The organism is Marivita cryptomonadis (assembly GCF_002115725.1).
Lineage (GTDB): Bacteria > Pseudomonadota > Alphaproteobacteria > Rhodobacterales > Rhodobacteraceae > Marivita > Marivita cryptomonadis.
The window spans coordinates 1-16,831 of the sequence record NZ_JFKD01000028.1 but is presented as its reverse complement, the minus strand read 5'-3'; the positions used below and the strand labels follow the sequence as shown (position 1 = coordinate 16,831).

Sequence of the window (16,831 nt, the reverse complement as noted above, 5' to 3'; positions counted from 1 at the left end):
CGCGGTCACCGCCCGAATTCCTATCGCAACTTTCCGCGTGATGTGACCTCGGCTTCGCGTTCGACCTGGTCGCCGCGGATCAGATAGACGCGGTCATAGAGGTTCGAGACGACGCAGGCGTGGTTCGGGATCACGCGCAGGGTGTCGCCGATGTCGGGCCGCGTGTCACATGCCGAAAGGTCGACCACCGCATGTTCCTCGGACAGGCTGTGCACGAGGGCGTCGGGATATTCGACAATGTGGCCATGACCGCGCAAGGGTGCGGGAACCGGGTCGGCGGCGAGCGCCTTTGACCCGGTATCAAGCACGGCACGGTCAGGGGTAGGGCGGCTGACAACGGTGGCCTTCACGGTCAGTGCGCAGTCGTCCAAAGTGCCGTGCCCCCAGGCCACCTGCATCCTGTCGGAATAGATGTAGGTGCCCGGCCGGTACTCGGTGGTGACGGACCCCTCCGCCGCGCGCTGCAGATCCGGCGTTCCGCCCGAGGAAATGATCGGCGGCGGCAGTCCGGCCAAGTCCAGCGCGGCTTTCGCTTCCTTCAGCCAGGCATCGGCCTTGGCGATCTCACCCTTCGGCGGATAGGTCATCAGCCCGCCAAAGATCAGTCCCGGCGCGTCGGTGATCTGCTGCGCCAGTTTCACGGCCTCATCGGCGGTCTGCACCCCGCAGCGACCAGATCCTGTATCGCATTCCACCAGCACCTTCAGGGGCGCGGCCTTGGCGAAACGGGCGGCATATCCGGCGATGGTTTCGGCGCTGTCTGCGGTGACGGAGAGGGTGACGCGCTTGTGCAGGGCAGCCAGCCGGTCAAGTTTGTCGGCACCCATAATGTTATAGGGCAGGAAGATGTCCTTCAGACCGCCATCGGCCATGGCCTCTGCCTCGCCGATCTTCTGGCAGGTGATTCCGATGGCACCAAGCGCCAGTTGCCGCAACGCCATCTGTGGTAGTTTGTGGGTCTTTACGTGGGGCCGCAGGGGCAGCCCGTTTGCATCAGCATAGGACTGGGCGCGTGCAAGGTTTGCCTCGACCTTGTCCAAGTCGATCAGGACGGCGGGTGTGTCGATCTGGTCTATGTGCATCAGGTATGCTCCTGCAGGGTGATGGCATCAATGAAGGGCAGATTACCGGCCATCAGTCCGGCGTCTACATTCAGCGAGGTTCCGGTGATCCCGCTGGCAAGCGGCGAGGCGAGGAACAGGACAGCGTTGGCCACTTCCTGTGGTGTGACGATCCGGCCCAGCGGATAGAGCGGGGCCAGTCTTTGAAGGATGTCGGGATCGGCGGCGATCCTTCGATCCCAGGCGTTTGTCCGGATCGAGGCAGGCACAACCGAGTTCGCGCGAATGCCGTGACGGCCTTCCTCGGTCGCCAGCGCGCGGACCCAGGCAAGACCCGCCGCCTTGGCCGCCGCATAAACCGGATTGCCAAAATGCGCCTGCGCGTTGACCGAGGCGACGAAGACGATGCACCGATTGCCGTTCAACCTCCGCATCGAGGGCAGCAAGGCCATGGAGAGACGCGCAGCCCCGGTAAAGTTGCCATCCATTTCAGCCGCAAAGGTTGCCTCGGTGACGTCCGTCATCAGCTCGGCCCGCGTCCATCCGGCGTTGCTGATCAAGATATGCGGCGCGCCATTTGCCAGAATGGCCTGTCCCGCGGCAGCCACCGCATCGGCATCGGCAAGATCAAAGGCCCGGGTTTCGACGCAGACCTCGGGGATGCCGTCTACGGTCCGGTCACAGCCGATGATCTGCGCGCCGGCCGCGGCAAATCCTTGGCATAACGCAGCGCCTAAACCGCCTGCTGCGCCGGTTATGACAACTCTGGCCCCGTCAAAATCAAACATCGTCTTGGCCTTCGCTAAAGGTTCTGATCATATCCGCGCCAGTCGAAACAAGGAGAATTCAATGTCCAAACAGTTCTTTGGTGCGTCCCATGTGCCATTGTCACCCGCCGTCCGCGCCGGTGATTTCGTATTCGTTTCCGGCCAGGTGCCGGTCGGGGACGACAAGGCCATCGTCCAGGGCGGCGTCGGTGCCGAAACGCGTAAAGTGTTCGAAAACCTTCGCAAATGCCTGCAAATGGCCGGATGCGACCTTGAGGATATCGTCAAGACCACGGTCTGGCTGCGCGACCGCGACGATTTTCCCGAATTCAACGCCGCATATGCCGAGTTTTTCCCGACGAACCCGCCCGCACGCTCGACGGCGGAATCGCGGCTGATGATCGACATCGCGGTCGAGATCGAGGCCATCGCCTACAAGCCGCTCTGACAGGGCGCGGGGCGGGCGTAGACCGGGGTGTCGATGCCCGCCTGACGTGCCTTGAGCTGCATGGCGACGAACTTGGAATAGAACCGCGACAGGGCCAGATTGCCGCCGTGGAACCACAGCGCCGGATGCGCGGTCGGCACCCACATGTTGCGCAATTCTCCCTTCCAGGGGCCAGGGTCGCCCCGAATGCCAGAGCCCAGACCCCAGCACGGGCCAAGCTGGTCGGCGGTTTCGCGGTCCACAAGACCGGCAACAGCCTCGTTCATCGACTGGTAGCCGGTGCAGGCGATGATGGCGTCGACCTGAACCTCCCGACCAGAGGCAAGGCGCACGCCGGTGGGTATCAGACATTCGATCTCTTCGCCCGAGATGATCGAGATCTCGCCATTCGCAATCAGCGTCGAGGCGCCCACATCAATGTAATACCCAGAGGCGGTGCGCAACGCACGCATCATCAGGCCGGTTTCATCCTCTCCGAAATCATAGGCAAACCCGGCCTTTCCCAAAGCGTCGTAAAACTTGGCGTCACGGTCTCGGATGGCGCGGTAAAGCCGCTTCTGTTTGTCTGCGAACAGGGCGTATGGAGTCGCAGCGGCCAGCAGATCGGCCTTTTCCGTGGTCAGGCCATTCTGAAGCGCCGCTTCGGAGTAGATGTCAAAAGCAAGCTCCATCAGGGTTTCGGACCGCACCACGATCGAGGCGCGACGCTGGAACATCGAGACCTCGGCCCCGGCTTCCCACAGATCGACGGCGACGTCATGGGCGGAACTTCCCGCCCCGATGACCAGCACCCGTTTTCCCTTGAACGGCGCGCCTTCGGTATATTGAGAGGCATGCAGCAGGGTCCCCTGGAAATCCTCCTGACCGGCGAAATCGGGCAGACGCGGCGGGCCGTAGGCGCCGGTGCAGAACACCAAATGGCGCGGTGACAGGGTGATTTCTTCGCCATTTTCGCGGCGAACCGTTACGGTCCAGTGCCCGGTCTCGGGATCCCAGTCAGCCTTGTCGCAGGACGTCCCCGTCCAGGTGTCCAGCTCGAATATCGAAGCATAGGCTTCCAGCCAGTCGCCGATCTTGTCCTTGGGGCAGAACACCGGCCAGGTTTCGGGGAATGGCAGGTAGGGCAGGTGGTCGTACCAGACCGGGTCATGCAGTACGAGGCTGCGGTAGCGATTGCGCCAGCTGTCGCCGATGCGCGGGTTCTTTTCGATGATCAAGGTCGGCACGCCGAGCTGCTTCAGGCGGGCCGCCAATGCTACGCCGCCCTGACCGCCGCCGATGATCACCACCTCGGGCTGGTCCTCTCGTCCCAGGCGCGCGGAGGTGTCGGCGCGGTGTTCCGACCAGGTCTTGCGGGCACGGTCGGCGCGGTGCTCGATTCCCTTCGGGCGGCTGGAGCCCTTCGGATCCTCATGGCCTTTCAGATCATCCATTGCGGTCAGCAGGATGTGACACAGCCCGTCGCGGACCGTAACGCGCCCGGTGCCCCAGGCGGTGGCGGTTTCGAACGCGATCCAGGCGCTGACGCCGTCTTCCGTCTGCTCGGCCGGCCCGTCCCGGGTCAGGGCCGAGGGGGCGGTGTGCTCCAGACAGGCGGTCAGCATGTCCTGAATTGCCCCTCGTCCCTCCATTGTTTTGATATTCCAGGTAAAGGTCAGCAGATCGCGCCAATACCCATCAGCTTCAAACAGCGCCGCTGCCGCCGCGATATCGTGCTGCTGCAAGGCCTGGTTCAGGGCTGCGAGCCACTGGTCGATCTCATTTTCCAAGCGGTGCTCCCTTCGGCGGCGTCAACGTTTTGGCGCGCCCCTGAACCAATTCTGCAAGGGCATATTTCTGAATATCATCCTGTAATTCGATTACAAAAGGAAGGATAATTTCACGCCCGTCAGGCCATTTTTTTAGGCTCAATTTGCGTTAATTATGCGTGCTGTGAAATCGGCAGGATTCCTGCGGCGGCGGCGAGTATCGCGCGGGGCGTTTGGTGTTTTGGAATGACCGCGAGGTGAAACCAGCGCAGGTAACTGTCCAGGTACTTGGTTGCGATGCCACGATGACGCCGCAGGAATGTTTTGAGCCGCTCATGTCGACTGTTCACGGTTTGGATGTGCAACTCGCCGCGAACACGTTGTCCTGCGGTCTGGTTGAGGCTTTCATGGCTGATGCCCATTGCTGCGGCGCAAGGCGGGTAACTTGTGCAGCCATCAGTAACCAAGAGTGCATCAGGATCGAGAAGCGGTTGCAAAACCGCCTGCAGATGTGCGGCCGTCACTGCTGGCAAGACAGCACTTATGGTGGTGCCAGATCGGTCGGCTACGACCAAGACCGGAACCTGCTCCTCCGACAGCCCGCGTTTGGAGGCCTTGCCGCCGCGCTTTCGGGCCTTGCGATCAAGGTTTCGTTCACCTTTTCGGCTGCTCAGAAAGAAGGTCTCATCGGCTTCGACGATGCCGCGCAGCTTGATCGCTCCAGCCGTCACAGCCCGAAGAAAACGATGACGCCATCGAAAAGCGGTCGTGCTCGCCACCATGCAACGCTCAGCCGACTCCTTTACCGTTTCGCCGTCTCGTAACGAAGCGGCGAACTCTGCCCAACGGCTCTTGTGACGCAGGCGTGCCAGCGGAGTACCGGTCAACGCGTTGAAGGTTTTGCCACAAGCTTTGCAAAAGAACCGGGAAAGGCCACTTGCTTGGCCTCTGATTATCGCTCCTTCCGAAGCGCAGTGCGGGCAGATACGGTCCTCACGAACCTTTGCCTCAAGGAGATTGACCACCGTTTGAAATGGCGCAGACCCAGAAAGCACCCGTCTCGCCTCGGCGAGCTGGCCCGGCGAAAGGTTGTCTGTCTCATTGAGCCACGCCAGAAAAATATCATGGTCCATATATGCCCCTTCACAGCAAATGTTCATCATATGTTCTAAAATAAACGGCCGCGCATAACAAACGCTAATTGAGCCTTTTTTTAACTGATGCCGGTAAATCTTGACAGAAATGTAAGCGAGTTACACAGTCTGAAGAGTGAGTCGAGCGTTTGCCGGCTTTGCGACTTAGGGGGATTCATGGGGCAGGGCGTTCTTGGCGCGACAACGCTTTCGGTCAAGGCCGCGACCAAGCAATATGGGGATTTCCATGCTCTGAAAGACTGCTCGCTTGATGTCCGCGCCAAGACCATCGTTTCGATCGTCGGGCCATCGGGATGCGGCAAGACCACGCTGCTATGGGCGATGTCGGGCCTCAACCCTCTGACCAGCGGCGAGGTCATTCTGGACGGCACGCCGATCACCCGCCCACGCCCCGAAGTCGGTCTGGTCTTTCAAGAGGCCAACCTGCTGCCCTGGCGCAATCTGATGGATAACATCCTGTTTCCCTTTGAAATCAAAGGTCAGAAACCGGATCGTGCCTGGATCGACCACCTGTTGGAACGGGTCAGTCTGAAGGGGTTCGAGAAGAGCTTTCCCAACGAATTGTCCGGCGGCATGCAACAGCGCGCCTCTATCGTGCGGGCCCTGTCACTACAGCCATCGGTTCTGTTGATGGACGAACCTTTCGGCGCACTTGACGCCTTCACCCGTGAAGAAATGAACCAGTTGGTCGAGGAAATCTGGCTCGAGACCAAAACGACAATCGTCTTCATCACCCACTCGATCGAAGAAGCGCTGTTTCTCTCCGATCAGGTCGTGGTGCTGACGCCCAGACCGGGGCGGGTGCTGAACATTTATGACGTGCCTTTCGAGCGCCCCAGAACCCTGGAGATCATGTCAAGCAAGGCAGTCTTCGATCTGACGAACCGGATCAAGGCGGACATCTACAGCCAGCACACCGCGCGTCGCGCTGCGGCTGAATGACGGAGGCAGGATGAGCAAGGACGTCGTGGGCGGAAAAGTCGGCAAGGGGCTGCAATCGCTGTCGACCTTCGGGTCGGGGACGACCCGGCTGGAAGTCTTTGCAATCATAGCAACCGCCGTGATCGTCATCGGTGGCTTGGAACTAGCCCTGCGCTGGTTCGAGGTGCCGCTTTATATCCTGCCGCCGCCCTCGGCCATCGTAAAAGGCCTGATCAAGGACTTCCCCCTGATCCTGCCGCATCTGGGCCATACGCTGGTGGTCCTGCTGTCCGGCTTTGCCATCGGGGCCGGAGTCGGCATGTTCCTGGCGGCCCTGATCACCCAGTTTCCCTTCGCCGAAAAGATCATTGCGCCCTACATTCTGATCCTCGTGACGACCCCGATGCTGGCCCTGGTGCCGCTGCTGATCCTGCGGTTCGGCTTTGGCTATGAGCCGCGGATCATCGCGGTGGCGCTGGCGTCCGGTCCGATGGTGATGATCAATTCGGCCACAGGGTTCCGGCGGGTGGATGCCAACAAGATCGCGCTGGCGCGGTCCTACGGGGCCTCGACGCTGCAAATCTTCTGGAAGGTGCGTGCCCCGATGGCGCTGCCGATGATCCTTGTGGGTCTGATGATCGGCGCGATCTTCGGTCTGCTGACGGCGGTGGGGTCTGAAATGGTCGGCGGCGGGTTTGGCCTGGGCAACCGTCTGACCACCTATTCCTCGATGATAAGGATGCCTGAATTCTTCGGCGTCGTGCTGATCCTCTCGTTCCTCGGCATCCTGATCTACGTGATCTTTTTTCTCATCGGCAAGAAGTGGGCGAGTTGGGAGACCTGAGACAGGTCTGCCCCAAGTGACATGAACAACAGGGAGCAAAAACATGAATAACCATATGATTTCCGGACTGACACGCCGTCGCATGCTGCAATTTACCGCCAGCGGCGTCGTGGTCTCTGGCCTTGGGCTAAGCCGCGCCACAGCGGCGCCCTATGACGACAGCTTCACCTGGATCAGCCCGCGCGGCACGCTTGAGGTGCTGGACGATTACGGCTTCTGGATCGCCAAGAAGATGGGCTATTTCGGCGACCTCGACATCGAGATGCAGCCTGGTCCCTCGGACGGCACGGCGACGGTGAAATTCGTCGATGTCGGTCAGGCGGATATGGGGTTCCCCAGCCCCGGGGTGTTTTCGTTCGCCATCGAGAACGGGATGAAGCTGAAATCGGTGTTCCACATGGGCGCGCTCGATACCTTCAGCCTGGCGTTCCGCAAGGGCGAGGGTCCGGCGGACATCAAGGATATCGAGGGCAAGACAATCCTTCTGGGCTCTGCCGCCTGGCAGCCAATCGTCGATCCGATGCTGGCCGCACAGGGTGTTGATGTCTCGACCATCAAATACATCGAGGCCGGCTGGCCGACCTGGGGCACCGCACTGGCGGCCGGGCAGGGCGATGCGGCACTGTCCTGGGAAGGCCTGCGGGCCGAGTGGATCTCGACCGGGCTGGAGTTCGAGTACTGGCTGGGCGTGCAGAACTCGCCGCTGCCGGCAAACACCTTCGTCGTTCGCGCCGCGGATCTGGAAGATGACGACAAGAAGATGTTCCTTGAGCAATACCTCAAGGGCTGGGCCATGGGCCTGGAATTCGCCGAGCAGAACCCCGCCGCCGCCGTTCAGGCCGTGTTCGAAGAATTCCCGACATTGGCCTCGAACCTGGGACCGGAACTGGGGCTGATGTCGATCCTGCAGCAGATGAATGTCTTCCGCGGCGACATGTCCAAGCGGGAGGGCTGGGGCTGGCACGACATGGAAAGCTGGCAGACCTTCTTCGACCTGTCGGCCCAGATCGGCCAGAACACGAAAAAGATCGAGGCTTCCGAGGTTTGCACGAACGAGTTGATCCCCGGCGCCAACGACTTCGACCACGAAAAGGTCAAGGCCGATGCCGCCGGTATCGAGGTCGACGCGGATCTTGCAGCTGTGGATGTCGAGACGCTGAAGGCGAGCATGTTCGACCAGTCCATCTAGGGCATGAACCTGACCGGGCGGCGCAGTCGCCCGGCACACATCATATTAAGGGAGGACCGGAGGATGACTGACCTGGTGCGCGTACTTGTCGTGGGTCTGGGAAACATGGGCGCGTCCCATGCCAGCGCCTATCACCGAATGGACGGATTCCAGATCGTGGGCCTCTGCTCGCGCAGCATCAAGTCCAGAGAGATCCCGCAGGAATTGCAGGGCTACCCCCTTTTCGAGGACTACGAGGCCGCGCTGGCGGATCTGAAACCTGACGCGGTGTCGATCAACACCTGGCCCAATACCCATGCCGATTACGCGATCAAGGCGATGGACGCGGGCGCGCATGTTTTCATGGAAAAGCCCATCGGCACCTCCAATGAGGAAGCGCGCGCGGTTGTCGACAAGGCAAAGCAGACGGGGCGCAAGCTGGTGCTGGGCTATATCTTGCGGGTCCATCCCTCGTGGATCAAATTCATCGAGTTGGGCAAGACGCTGGGCAAACCGCTGGTCATGCGGCTGAACCTGAACCAGCAATCGTCAGGTGACGCGTGGCGCTGGCACAAGAACCTGATCGACAGTCTGATCCCCATCGTTGATTGCGGTGTGCATTATGTCGACGTGATGTGCCAGTTGACCGGCGCCAAACCTGTGCGCGTGCACGGCATCGGGGCCAGTTTGTGGGCCGAGGCGGACAAGCAGAACTATGGTCATCTCCATGTGACCTTCGACGATGGATCCGTCGGATGGTACGAGGCCGGCTGGGGACCGATGATGTCGGAGACGGCATTTTTCGTGAAGGACATCGTGGGTCCCAAGGGGTCGGTTTCGATGGTGCCCAATGAAGCGGTACGCAGTGACGCGGACGATTTGTCGGGCAGCGCCGACATAGACAAGCACACCAAGACCGATGCGATCCGCTATCACCACGCCGAGGTCGGTGCGGACAAGAATTTTGTGAAACCGGACGATCTGACGTCGATGGAGGACGAGCCGGGCCACCAGGAATTATGTGATCGCGAGCAGGAGCTTTTCCTGAAGGCGATCCGCGAGGATCTGGACCTGAGCGCTTCGATGGAGGCGGCGGTCGACAGCCTGCGTATCGTACTGGCCGCGGAACAAAGCATCAAGGAAGAGCGGGCCATCCGGCTCGACTGACCCATGAATGACATAGACAAACTCTATCGCGGCTCGGACGCCGTCGGTCTGGCGGACCATGTGAAAGCGGGCGAGGTGACGCCCGCCGAACTGGTCGAGGCCGGCGTCCGCGCCATCGAGGAAATGAACCCCCGGCTGAATGCCGTGGTTCACAAGCTGTACGATATGGCGCGCAGCGGCGCGACACAGGTGCAGCCCGGCGCCAGTGCCCTGGCCGGGGTGCCGTTCTTGCTGAAAGAGCTTGCCTCGTCCTGGACCGGCGCGCCTGTCACCAATTCCTCGCGCTTCATGAAGGATCAGGTGGCCGCAGGCGACAGCGAGATCAGCCGCAGGCTGCGCAAGGCGGGGCTTCTGTTGATGGGCAAATCCAATGCGCCCGAAAATGGTTGGAGCATCACGACCGAACCGGCCCTTTATGGCGCGACCGTCAACCCCTGGAACCCGCAGGTCACCGCCGGTGGATCCAGTGGCGGGACTGCCGCCGCCGTCGCCTCTGGCATGATCCCGGTGGCCGAAGCCAGTGACGGCGCGGGTTCGATCCGGGTCCCGGCGTCCTGTTGCGGTATCGTGGGGCTAAAGCCATCGCGGGGGCGCGTCACGCTGGCGCCATTCGCGGACTACTGGGCAGGTTGCGCCTATTTCCTGTGCAATTCCAGAACGGTCCGCGATACGGCGGCCTATCTTGACGTGATCGGCGGCGCGGTGCCCGGCGATCCCTATGGCATTCCGATGCCGCAGGATCCCTATCTGACGCTGATGCAACGCCCGCCGAAACCGATGCGCATCGCTGTGATGACCACCCCGCCGGACGGCGGTCCGATTGATCCCGAAATCCGGGCCCTGGTCGAAAAGGTCGGCCAGCGGCTGCAGGGGATGGGCCACGAGGTGACCGCGCACGACATGGCGCTGGATGCGGGCGCCGCCTGGCGGACCTATACAGACATGACCTGCGTCGAGACGGCGGGCTTGTTCGACTTTATGGAGACGGTGGTGGGCCGACCGGTGACGCCAGAGGACGTCGAACCCGTGACATGGGCGATCATCCAACGGGGTCGCGCGACCAAAGCGACAGAGCACGCGACCCGCATAGAGCAGGTTCGCCAGATGGCGCGTGGCATCGTCCAGGACCTCGACCCATTCGACCTGGTGCTGACGCCCACATTGACCCAGCCGCCGCGCCCGGTGGGGTTTTATGACATGAGCCTGACCGATCTCGACGGCTACAACGCGCTTTGGGCCGACAGCATGTTCCAGTTTCCGTTCAACATGTCTGGTCAGCCCGCGATTTCCTTGCCACTAGGCGAGGCAGGCGGACTGCCTGCGGGAGTGCAACTGGTCGGACGGCTCGGAGACGAGGCCGGTCTGCTGGCGGTGTCGGCCCTGCTGGAGTCCGAGATGCCCTGGTCGGCGCGAAAACCGCCGACCGTTTGATTACCTATAATCGGGAGGAGCCCGAAAGTGACCCACGACCTTATATTGACCGGAGGCCGCGTATTCGATCCGGCCAGCGGTCTCGACCGCCAGACAGATGTGGCCTTTTCCGACGGCAAGCTGGCCGAAATCGGCGAGGGGCTGAAAGGTCGCGAGGTGCGGGACGTCTCGGGCTCGCTGGTGACGCCGGGACTGATCGACCTGCATACCCATGTCTATTGGGGCGGCAGTTCGCTGAGCGTGCCGCCGGACAGCTACGCCCATAGCTCTGCCATCACCACGCTTGTCGACACCGGCAGTGCCGGTCCGGGCAATTTCGCCGGGTTCAAGGCTCATGTCATCGACCGTTCGACAACCCGCATCCTGTCCTACCTGCACATCTCGTTCGCGGGCATCTTTGCCTTTTCCCCCACGGTCATGGTCGGAGAAAGCCAGGACATGCGCCTGATGGCGACCAAGGACGCGGTGGCCGTGGCCTTGGCCAATCCCGACGATATCATCGGGATCAAGGTACGGGTGGGCAAGAACACCAGCGGCCCGAACGGGATCGCTCCGCTGCAACTGGCGCTGATCGCGGCGGACCAGTGTGGCCTGCCGGTGATGGCCCACATAGACGAGCCGTCGCCCACCTACGAGGAAGTCGTCAACCTTTTGCGGCCGGGCGACGTCCTGACCCATTGCTATCGCCCGTTCCCCAACGCGCCGGTCTTTGCGGACGGAACTGTCAGGGACGGCGTTTTGAAAGGCCGCGAGCGGGGCGTCCTGTTCGACATCGGGCATGGCATGGGAGCGTTCTCGTGGAAATCTGCACGCGCGATGATGGCGGCGGGGTTCCCCCCCGACACCATTTCCTCTGACGTGCACACGATGTGCATCAACGGTCCGGCCTGGGATCTCGTGCGCACGATGAACAAGATGCTGGCCCTCGGCATGTCCCTGGATGATGTCGTGACTGCCTCGACGACCGCACCCGCCGATGCCCTGCGACGGCCGGAATTGGGGCGGCTGAGTGCGGGCGGGATCGGCGACGCCAGCGTGATCGCTGTAACCGACGAGCCGATCGAGCTTGTGGACGTACTGGGCGAAACCGTGGTCCACCCGCAACGTATCACCGCCAAAGGCTCGGTCCGTGCCGGCAAATGGATCAACGCCTAGCCATGAATTTATCGGTCTGGGCCTATCCTTGGGATCTGCATGATATCGGCACTGACGTCGCGCTGGCGTCTTTGACGGTGCAGGGCGTCAATACGATTAGCCTGGCCACCTCGTATCATGCGGGGCGTTTCCTGCAGCCCGGCAATCCCAAGCGCCGTGTCTGGTTTCCGCAGGATGGCACGGTCTACTATGCCGTCGACGATGACCGCTGGGACGGGGCCGAGATCAGGCCGCTTCAGGCGGACATCGTGGAGACTGAAGGCGACTATCTGGGCGAACTGGTGGCCCGGCGCGATGCCGGTGGGCCAAAGGTGTCGTGCTGGACCGTCTGCCTGCACAACACCCGCCTGGGCATGGCGCACCCCGATCATGTCATGCGAACCGCACAGGGCGATCCGCATTTCTACGCGCTTTGCCCCTCGAGCCCGGCGGCCCGCGCCTATGTTACCGGCTTGGCCGCCGAGATTTCCCATCGCTACCGCCCCGACCGGATCGAGCTGGAAAGCCCTGACTTCATGGGGTTCGATCACGGCTTTCACCACGAAAAAGACGGGCTAGGCCTGCTGCCAGAGGATCGTTTTCTTCTGGGCCTGTGTTTTTGCGACCATTGCATGACGCGCGCCCGATCTGCCGGTGTGCCTGCCGAGGCGGCACGGGACAAGGTAAAGGCTTTGCTTGACGCGGCCTTCACCCGCGAATTGCCTCAACAGCAGTTTCCCGGCTTTCCGCAACAGGCCCTGGATGCCTTTCGGGACACGCCTGACCTGCATGCCTATCTGGTTTGGCGGACAGAGCCGGTGGCCTCCCTGATCTCGGAAATTCGGGCGGCGACCCACCCAGGCACGCAATTGTTGGTGATTGATGCCGAGGGCAGTTGGTGGGGCGGCGTCGATCTGGGGCGGATCGCGCCCCATTGTGATGGCGTGCTTTACTGCGTCTATACCGTGCCATCGCCGCGCATTGCGCCGCTTCTTGCCAGTGTGCGCAAGGTGATCGGACCCGGAAAAACCCTGATCGCCGGCTTTCAACTGTTCTACCCAGAGGTCGCCAGTGCAGCCGATCTGCGTGACCGGGTTACGGCGGCGAAGGACCTGGCGGATGGGTTCAATTTCTACAATCTGGGCCTGGTCCCGGCGCAGCGGCTTCCTTGGATCGGGGCGGCCTGTCGCTGACGTCAGCGCCGGAACCACTTGCGCCAATGAGGCCTCAGTCCCCCAGCGGTTCCAGGATATTGCCGGACCGGTGGTTCAACGAAGCGTACTTGATCCGCCGCAGGTTTTCCCGCGCCTTTGGCCCCAGAGTATATCCCGTTGCGGCGGACAACAGGTCGATGACGGCAAGATACGCGAACCGCACCGAGGTGGGCGTCAGGGTATCCTGAGTTTCCGCCACGGCCACGGTGAGGGGATGGTCCACAGCATCGGCGAGCGGGCTGGCCATCGCGGTGATCGCAATTGTCGTCGCGCCGTAGCCCCGCGCAAGGCAGACGGCCTCGATCAGTTCGGCGGTTTTCCCCGAGGCCGAGATTGCCAGCACGACGTCCTCGGGTCCCAGTGTGGCCGCGGTCATGCGCATGAAATAGGCCTCAGGACAGCAGGCGACATTCACGCCGTAGCGAAACAGGCGGTACTGCGCTTCTTCCGCCAGAATTGCCGCACTTCCGCCCAGTCCAAAGGTCACGACCTGCCGCGCGCCCGCGACAGCCTCTGCCGCCGCCTGAACGGCTGCGGGCGACAGTTGCCGCTCGACTTCGCGCAGGGCGCCGTGCGCGTCCGACAGGATCGGATTCCAATAGGCAGGCGCATCGGAATCGGTCGCGGTGGGGGCGGCGTCGGCGTTCAGGTAAAGCTCTCCAACCACAAGGCTTTGCGCCAGTTTCAGCTTGAAATCACGCACTCCCTGACAGCCGATCGCCCGGCAGAACCGGGTCACGCTGGGCTCGCTGACCCCCGCGCGTTGGGCCAGACTGGCAATGCTGTCCTCAACCGCGCGAGGCACATCTTTCAGCACCGCGGCCCCGACCTTGCGCTCCGCCGGACTAAGCCCGTTCAATTGATCCTTGATACGTCCCAGGATGTCGATAATCTGACCGTGCGGGCGCGCACCCTGCAGGGGCGCGACGGATCGGGCAAGCTCGGGCAAAGTGGCTGCCATTCGTATCTCCTGATTCAGAGGCGATGGTTGCGATGGCCAGCGGCAACGTCAAGCGTTTTAGCCCGGATATCCCAGATAAACAACGATTTCGCGTCCTACCGATAGGTGATAATCTTTCTTCATCAAAAGCTTAGCGGTGATGGAGCAGGGATTTGGCGCAGGACGTGGCGGGTGAAGCGGAATCGGGGCCTCTGCGGCTGGAATTTGATCGCTCGGTCAAGGTGGAGTTCAGCGGTTCTGCAATCAGTTCGGACGGCGGTTTGCTGCTGCACCGGGAACTCGATGACGCTCTGGGTTTGTCGGACATGGCGGCTGGTTTGCTTGCTGATGTTCGCACTGGCCAGAATGGACGGCACCGCCTCGCTGACTTCCTGCGCCAATCTGTTTTCTCGCGCCTGGCCGGATACGAAGACGTCAATGATGCTGACCGGCTGTGCCACGATCCGGTGATGCGGCAGATTGTCGGTGGACGGGCGGTGAAGACGGGCGCAGCCTCCGCCTCCGCCATGGGTCGGTTCGAGACCGAGATGCTGACCCAGCCGGACAACCTCACGGCGCTGATCGATCTGCCGGGGCGCTGGATCGACGCGGTGCACGACAAGCGCCCTCCGAAGGTCATCACTCTGGACATGGACAGTTCGGAAAGCCCGGTGCACGGCGATCAGGAAGGGTCGGCATGGAATGGGCATTTCCAGAAGAAATGCCTGCATCCGCTGTTCGTGTTCAACCAGTTCGGTGATCTGGAACGGTGTTCCTTGCGTCCCGGCAATGTCCACAGTGCCGATGGCTGGGAGGATGTGCTGAAGCCGGTTCTGGCGCGCTATTCCGCCTCCGCCCGGCCTTCGATCAAAAGGCGGCGGTTCCGGGGTGATGCGGCCTTCGCCATCCCGGCGCTTTTTGACCTGCTGGAGGCTGAGGGCTGGGACTATGCCATCCGCATGAAGAGCAACGCCAAACTCCACGAGCGGATCGATCACCTGACGAAGCGCAGTCCCGGTCGACCGCCGAACCACGTCGTGCGCCTCTACACCAGCTTCCACTACCGGGCGAAAAGCTGGTCAAAGGCACGCCGCATCGTGGCGAAGGTCGAGTTTCATCCGGGCGAGTTGTTCCCGACCGTCGGCTTTATCGTCACCAATCGCAGCCTGCCGAACGAGCGGGTGATGGCGTTCTACCAAGGCCGGGGCACCGCCGAGCAGCACATCAAAGAGGGCAAATACGCGCTCAAATGGACGCGGCTCTCCTGCATGAAGTTCGCGGCAAACGCCGTGAGGCTCCAGCTTCACGCGCTGGCCTACAATCTGGCCAACTTTTTGCGGACAGCGGCAACGCCAGAACTGATCGAGCGGTGGTCACTGACATCCCTGCGCGAACGGCTGATCAAGACTGGCACGCGGTTGGTGCGCCATGGCCGCTACGCCATCTTCCAGATAGCCGAGGTCGCCATCCCACGTGACGTCTTCGCCGCCATCCTGAACATGATCAACACCCTACGCGGACCGCCAGCTGGAGCAACGTGCGCATGACCAGCAACGGCTGTGATTCGGAATCTTTCAACGCTTGCGACGGGAAAGCTGTGTCCGGCGAACCGTGGAGATACTCTCTGAGGGTGAAAATGCAGGGGCAACCACGCGTAAATGGGTCAAAGCTGGTCATACAGCGTTTCCATTTATTCATGAGGTGTATCCGGCAGCTGTGAAGTAGTTCCAGCATTCCTCGGGGGTGAAGAGGTCGCAGATTTCTCCGATGGCACCGATGAGGTGATCGAAGGTTCTTGCACCGATCCGGCGGAGATGAGCCTTGAGCTTGGAGAAGGCCATTTCGATCGGGTTGAGATCTGGGCTGTAGGGCGGCAGAAACAGGAACCAACATCCGTTGGTCTTGAGCAACGCCGCGGCCTTGTCGCTCTTGTGGGTGGCCAGGTTGTCGAGGATGACGACGGTGCCGGGCTCGAGCTCGGGGACGAGGACCTTCTCGATGTAGGTGTCAAAGGCGTCGCGATCCATCGCACCCGAGATCACCCACGGTGCGACGATCCCTTCGCTGGACAAGCCTGCAATCAAGGTCTGGTTTCCCCATCGCCGAAACGGAGTGTTCCCCTTGAGGCGCTCGCCTTTCGGGCACCGGCCATGGGTCCGGGTCATGTTTGTGTCGGTGCCGGTTTCGACCAGGAAGATCAATCGCTCGGGATTGGCCCGCATGATGACTTGTCGTTTACCCCATTCGCGCCGGGCCTTGCGCACCGCGGGCTTGCCTTGTTCCTGGGCGACCAGCCCTTTTTTTATATGTGTAGCCCCGGCGGCGCAGCAGCGCGTCAATGCCGCTTGTGGAGCACGTCACCTCGTGAGCCACCAGCAACGATGATTGTAGTTCAACCAAAGTAATATCCGGATCCTGTTCGATCAGCTCCACGAAGAAGTCGAAGAAGGGAGCAAGCTTGCCGCTGCCTTTTCGAGGCCCCGAGCGTAGCGGGGCCAACGACGCGCCGTTGCGGATCTTGTTGCCCCATCGCGCCGCCGTCGCGGGGCTGAGCAAAAGTACCCTGCCTGCCTCCGCAGCACGCATGCCGCCATCCATCAACCGCTTGAACCGGACCCGAAGATCCATCGAAAGTGCGTTGCCCATCTGACATCCTCCCCGAGGGGACTGAATCAGAAATCAAAAACCTTGGGAATCCCGGGCGATTCACTCATCAATGGCGACGCTGTAATCGGGGGGAAACGCCGAAAATCAGCTTGGCGAACCACTTTGAGCGCATCTACCTGTGTATTCCACGCGACTTGAACACTCATTCCACGAACACTTGAACACCT

16 protein-coding genes are annotated in these 16,831 nt (G+C 61.6%); 9 read left to right on the top strand and 7 right to left on the bottom strand.

Annotated elements, in window-relative coordinates:
- Nucleotides 1-20: 20 nt before the first annotated feature.
- Together MCRY_RS20180 and MCRY_RS20175 are read right to left on the bottom strand one after the other, a co-directional pair.
- The gene (locus tag MCRY_RS20180; RefSeq protein WP_085633249.1) at nt 21-1,082 is read right to left on the bottom strand and encodes a D-TA family PLP-dependent enzyme; all 1,062 of its coding nucleotides are present in this window, start codon (nt 1,080-1,082) and stop codon (nt 21-23) included.
- The gene (locus tag MCRY_RS20175) at nt 1,082-1,849 is read right to left on the bottom strand and encodes an SDR family oxidoreductase (protein WP_085633247.1); all 768 of its coding nucleotides are present in this window, start codon (nt 1,847-1,849) and stop codon (nt 1,082-1,084) included. The genes MCRY_RS20180 and MCRY_RS20175 overlap by 1 nt, the downstream gene beginning before the upstream one ends.
- Nucleotides 1,850-1,910: 61 nt before the next feature.
- Between MCRY_RS20175 and MCRY_RS20170 the strand changes: the two genes are divergently transcribed.
- The gene (locus tag MCRY_RS20170; RefSeq protein WP_085633245.1) at nt 1,911-2,276 is read left to right on the top strand and encodes a RidA family protein; all 366 of its coding nucleotides are present in this window, start codon (nt 1,911-1,913) and stop codon (nt 2,274-2,276) included.
- Here the strand turns inward: MCRY_RS20170 and MCRY_RS20165 are convergent.
- The gene (locus MCRY_RS20165; RefSeq protein WP_085633243.1) at nt 2,261-4,045 is read right to left on the bottom strand and encodes a flavin-containing monooxygenase; all 1,785 of its coding nucleotides are present in this window, start codon (nt 4,043-4,045) and stop codon (nt 2,261-2,263) included. The two genes, MCRY_RS20170 and MCRY_RS20165, sit on opposite strands and share 16 nt — an antisense overlap.
- 152 nt (nt 4,046-4,197) lie before the next feature.
- Nucleotides 4,198-5,157: an IS1595 family transposase gene (locus tag MCRY_RS20160; protein ID WP_139834135.1), complete on the bottom strand. Its 960-nt coding sequence runs from the start codon at nt 5,155-5,157 to the stop codon at nt 4,198-4,200.
- Nucleotides 5,158-5,334: 177 nt separating this feature from the next.
- On the opposite strand from MCRY_RS20160, the gene MCRY_RS20155 reads away from it, so the two are divergent.
- From MCRY_RS20155 to MCRY_RS20125, 7 genes are all read left to right on the top strand, one after another.
- The gene (locus MCRY_RS20155) at nt 5,335-6,120 is read left to right on the top strand and encodes an ABC transporter ATP-binding protein (RefSeq protein ID WP_085633241.1); all 786 of its coding nucleotides are present in this window, start codon (nt 5,335-5,337) and stop codon (nt 6,118-6,120) included.
- A gap of 10 nt (nt 6,121-6,130) precedes the next feature.
- Nucleotides 6,131-6,943, top strand: a complete 813-nt coding sequence (locus MCRY_RS20150; RefSeq protein WP_085633239.1) for an ABC transporter permease — start codon at nt 6,131-6,133, stop codon at nt 6,941-6,943.
- Nucleotides 6,944-6,986: 43 nt separating this feature from the next.
- Entirely contained in the window at nt 6,987-8,132 is a 1,146-nt protein-coding gene (locus tag MCRY_RS20145; RefSeq protein ID WP_085633237.1) for an ABC transporter substrate-binding protein, read from the top strand.
- 63 nt (nt 8,133-8,195) lie between these two features.
- A complete protein-coding gene (locus tag MCRY_RS20140; RefSeq protein ID WP_085633235.1) occupies nt 8,196-9,278 on the top strand; it encodes a Gfo/Idh/MocA family protein in 1,083 nt (360 codons plus the stop codon).
- Nucleotides 9,279-9,281: 3 nt separating this feature from the next.
- Nucleotides 9,282-10,709 carry an amidase gene (locus tag MCRY_RS20135; RefSeq protein ID WP_085633233.1) on the top strand — a complete coding sequence of 476 codons (1,428 nt, stop codon included), beginning with the start codon at nt 9,282-9,284 and terminating at the stop codon, nt 10,707-10,709.
- A gap of 27 nt (nt 10,710-10,736) precedes the next feature.
- Entirely contained in the window at nt 10,737-11,864 is a 1,128-nt protein-coding gene (locus tag MCRY_RS20130; protein ID WP_085633232.1) for an amidohydrolase/deacetylase family metallohydrolase, read from the top strand.
- Nucleotides 11,865-11,866: 2 nt separating this feature from the next.
- Entirely contained in the window at nt 11,867-13,036 is a 1,170-nt protein-coding gene (locus MCRY_RS20125) for a hypothetical protein (protein ID WP_085633230.1), read from the top strand.
- A gap of 34 nt (nt 13,037-13,070) precedes the next feature.
- Here the strand turns inward: MCRY_RS20125 and MCRY_RS20120 are convergent, their stop codons facing one another.
- Nucleotides 13,071-14,018, bottom strand: coding sequence for an SIS domain-containing protein (locus tag MCRY_RS20120; protein WP_085633228.1), 948 nt, complete (start codon nt 14,016-14,018; stop codon nt 13,071-13,073).
- A gap of 164 nt (nt 14,019-14,182) precedes the next feature.
- Between MCRY_RS20120 and MCRY_RS20115 the strand changes: the two genes are divergently transcribed.
- Nucleotides 14,183-15,544 carry an IS1380 family transposase gene (locus tag MCRY_RS20115; RefSeq protein ID WP_085633279.1) on the top strand — a complete coding sequence of 454 codons (1,362 nt, stop codon included), beginning with the start codon at nt 14,183-14,185 and terminating at the stop codon, nt 15,542-15,544.
- A gap of 147 nt (nt 15,545-15,691) precedes the next feature.
- On the opposite strand, the gene MCRY_RS20110 is transcribed toward MCRY_RS20115, so the two are convergent.
- Together MCRY_RS20110 and MCRY_RS20105 are read right to left on the bottom strand one after the other, a co-directional pair.
- A complete protein-coding gene (locus MCRY_RS20110) occupies nt 15,692-16,261 on the bottom strand; it encodes an IS630 family transposase (protein ID WP_085633227.1) in 570 nt (189 codons plus the stop codon).
- Complete coding sequence (locus tag MCRY_RS20105; protein WP_085633225.1) at nt 16,233-16,643, bottom strand: COG3415 family protein; 411 nt, start codon at nt 16,641-16,643, stop codon at nt 16,233-16,235. Before MCRY_RS20105 ends, MCRY_RS20110 begins: the two co-directional genes overlap by 29 nt.
- Nucleotides 16,644-16,831 lie beyond the last annotated feature (188 nt).